Origin of the sequence: Methylobacterium oxalidis (genome assembly GCF_007992195.1) — a bacterium.
Lineage (GTDB): Bacteria > Pseudomonadota > Alphaproteobacteria > Rhizobiales > Beijerinckiaceae > Methylobacterium > Methylobacterium oxalidis.
The window spans coordinates 1-2,892 of sequence record NZ_BJZU01000112.1; the positions used below are offsets into that span (position 1 = coordinate 1).

At 71.0% G+C, this 2,892-nt stretch carries 3 protein-coding genes and 1 other RNA gene; 2 read left to right on the forward strand and 2 right to left on the reverse strand.

Going from position 1 to position 2,892, the window contains the following annotated elements; genetic code table 11:
* Window positions 1–43: 43 nt before the first annotated feature.
* Window positions 44–673: an SspB family protein gene (locus MOX02_RS23030; RefSeq protein WP_147028169.1), complete on the reverse strand. Its 630-nt coding sequence runs from the start codon at window positions 671–673 to the stop codon at window positions 44–46.
* 68 nt (window positions 674–741) lie between these two features.
* Window positions 742–1,112, reverse strand: a transfer-messenger RNA (tmRNA) gene (gene ssrA, locus MOX02_RS23035).
* Between the two features lie 15 nt (window positions 1,113–1,127).
* Between ssrA and MOX02_RS23040 the strand changes: the two genes are divergently transcribed.
* Both MOX02_RS23040 and MOX02_RS23045 read left to right on the forward strand, forming a co-directional pair.
* A complete protein-coding gene (locus MOX02_RS23040; RefSeq protein ID WP_147028170.1) occupies window positions 1,128–1,925 on the forward strand; it encodes a CPBP family intramembrane glutamic endopeptidase in 798 nt (265 codons plus the stop codon).
* 93 nt (window positions 1,926–2,018) lie between these two features.
* Entirely contained in the window at window positions 2,019–2,813 is a 795-nt protein-coding gene (locus tag MOX02_RS23045) for a thymidylate synthase (RefSeq protein ID WP_147028171.1), read from the forward strand.
* Window positions 2,814–2,892 lie beyond the last annotated feature (79 nt).

Here is a 2,892-nt window from a genome sequence, read left to right on the forward strand (position 1 = left end):
CGGGAGAGGTGAGGGCGCCGCCCGCACGGATTGGCGTCCGCGCTCAGCTCTTCTTGCGGAACGCGTCGAGGCTGACGACCTCGGCGCCCGTGTCGGAGGTCTCGCCCTCGCCCTCCTTGCGGGCGGCGGGCTTCGCCTCGTCGGCCTTGGCGGCGCCGGGGGCGGAGGGCAGGGCCGGCACGACCTTCGGGGCGCCGTTGCTGATCGCCGCGAGGCCCGTGCTCCTGGGCTTCGTCTCGCTCGGCTCCGAGGCCGCGCCGCGGGGGCCGGTCTTCGCCGGCGCGGCGGGCGCCTCCTCCTCGACCGTCTCGGCCCCCTCGCTGAGGTCGAACTTGAGGCCGAACTGCACGGAGGGATCGAAGAAGCCGGTCAGGGCGTCGAAGGGCACCAGCAGGCGCTCGGGCACGCCGGAGAAGGACAGCCCGACCTCGAAGGCGTGCTCGGTCACGCCGAGGTCCCAGAACTGGTGCTGCAGGACGATCGTCATGTCCTGCGGGTACTTCTCGCGCAGCCGCTGCGACATCCGCACGCCGGGCGCCTCGGTCCGGAACGACACGTAGAAATGGTGCTCGCCCGCCAGCCCCTCGCGGGCCGCGTCGGTGAGCACCTTGCGCACCACGCCGCGGAGGGCGTCCTGCACCAGGAGGTCGTAGCGGATCAGGTCGTCTGCCATCTGCGGTCGCTTTGCCCGGGCTGCCTGCCGGCCGTGCCGCGCGGTCGGGCGCACCGGATGGGAAATCGAGTGGAGGCTTCTGTTGCCAGGTGCCTCCGAACCCCGCCTAAACGATGCTAACCGCTAGGACTTTAGATCGGTTTTGGGGACTGCTTACGCAGCCACCGCGACCGGAGCAAAGTTGTCGTTGGCAACTATTGCAATGGCCCGATAACGGCGGAACCATGCCGAGCGAAAGCTCAACCTTTACGCCCTCGTCGATCCTATTTCGCCCCCGCCGAAGCCCAACGCCGCTGCGTCCATAGGCCCTGGGCTCGGGTGGAGGCGCCGGGTACCGCCCCCGGGTCCGATAGGTTTATTGCGAAGAACGTTTATCGCCATAGCCGGCCTCGCGACCGGCAAGGGGAATATAGGGGGGATCGCTCCGGTTTTGAAGCCCGATCGTCGCGCTCCGATGCCCGTCGATGCGCCATCCGCGCCGAGCCCCTCCGTCCCGCGGCGGCTGGGCTCCGGCGCGCTGCGCCTCCTCGGGCTCGCCGCGGCGGTGATCCTCTATCTCGGACTCGCCAAGGTTCTGGCGATTCTCGCGGTGCGGGTCGGCGCGGACCTGATCGAGGGCATCGATCCCCTCATGTCCGTCGACCGGCGGCCGAACATCGGCGCGGCGAGCCTCGCCCGACGCGAGCTCGCCGCCGACATCCTGCTCCAGGTGAACCTCGCGGTGCTCGTCCTGATCACCGTGGTCTGGCGCTTCGGGCCGGACTGGCGGCAGCGCCTCGCCCTCGACCGGACGCGGCCGAACGGCATGCGCGCCCGCCACCTCCTCGCCATCCTGCTCCTCTGGCCGATCCTGCACATCACCTGGGTCACCGGCACCGCGGAGGCGTTCGGCGCCACCTTCGCGCAGGGGGTGCGGCTCTCCCCGACGCTCAGCGCGGCGGCGGTCGCGGTCTGGCTCGCCTACGTCGTGGTCATCGCGCCCGCGGCCGAGGAGCTCCTGATCCGCGGCGAGATCTTCGCGCAGGCCCGCGGCTTCCTGCCGCCGGCCGCCGCGATCCTCGCGACCGCCCTCCTGTTCGCGCTCGCCCACGTCTCGGCCTGGGGGCTGGCGCGGCCCGTCTCCCTGCTGCCGCTCGCGCTCATGCTCGGCTGGCTGCGCTGGCGCACCGGGCGGCTCTGGCCCTGCATCGCGCTGCACGGCTGGAGCAACCTCGCGCTGATCGCCTACGTTCTGTGGCCGGCCTCTCCCTGAGCGGGCCTTCGCCGGGGACAACGAGGATAACGGGCCCGCCCGCCTCGTCAGGGGGCGCCCGACGGGCTAGACCGGGCCGGAAGGCAGGGGCCGATGGACGCCTATCACCAGCTCATCCACCGCATCCTCGACGAGGGCGTGCGCAAGGAGGACCGCACCGGCACCGGCACGCTCTCGGTGTTCGGCCACCAGATGCGCTTCGATCTGGCGCGGGGCTTCCCGCTCGTCACCACGAAGCAGCTCCACCTGCGCTCGATCATCCACGAGCTGCTCTGGTTCCTGGCCGGCGACACCAACGTGCGCGCGCTCCAGGCCGAGGGCGTCACGATCTGGGACGAGTGGGCGGACGATTCCGGCGACCTCGGGCCCGTCTACGGCAAGCAGTGGCGCTCCTGGGAGAAGCCCAGCGGCGGCACGGTCGACCAGATCGCCGAGGTCGTCGCCGAGATCCGCCGCAACCCGGATTCGCGCCGCCTGATCGTCTCGGCCTGGAACCCGGCCGACCTCGACCGGATGGCGCTCGCCCCCTGCCACTGCCTGTTCCAGTTCTACGTGGCGGAGGGCCGGCTCTCCTGCCAGCTCTACCAGCGCTCGGCGGACGTCTTCCTCGGCGTGCCCTTCAACATCGCGAGCTACGCGCTGCTGACGCAGATGATCGCGCAGGTCACCGGCCTGGAGCCGGGCGATTTCGTCCACACCTTCGGCGACGCGCACCTCTACCTGAACCACCTGGACCAGGCACGCCTGCAACTCACCCGCGAGCCCCGCCCGCTGCCGCGCCTGCACCTCGACCCGACGATCCGCGACCTCGCCGATTTCCGCTTCGGTCACATCGCCATCGAGGGCTACGACCCGCACCCGGCGATCCGCGCCCCGGTGGCGGTCTAAGCCCGATCGAGGGGAAGGCTTGACGAACAGATCGGTGCCGAACGGGACGCGGGTCCCCTCTCCCGTCCGGGAGAGGGAC

What these genes read in the sequence shown, in the direction of transcription:
- MOX02_RS23040 (WP_147028170.1), top strand. Translation starts at nt 1,128, where the DNA reads ATGCCCGTCGATGCGCCATCCGCGCCGAGCCCCTCCGTCCCGCGGCGG.
- MOX02_RS23045 (WP_147028171.1), top strand. Translation starts at nt 2,019, where the DNA reads ATGGACGCCTATCACCAGCTCATCCACCGCATCCTCGACGAGGGCGTG.
- MOX02_RS23030 (WP_147028169.1), bottom strand. Translation starts at nt 673, where the DNA reads ATGGCAGACGACCTGATCCGCTACGACCTCCTGGTGCAGGACGCCCTC.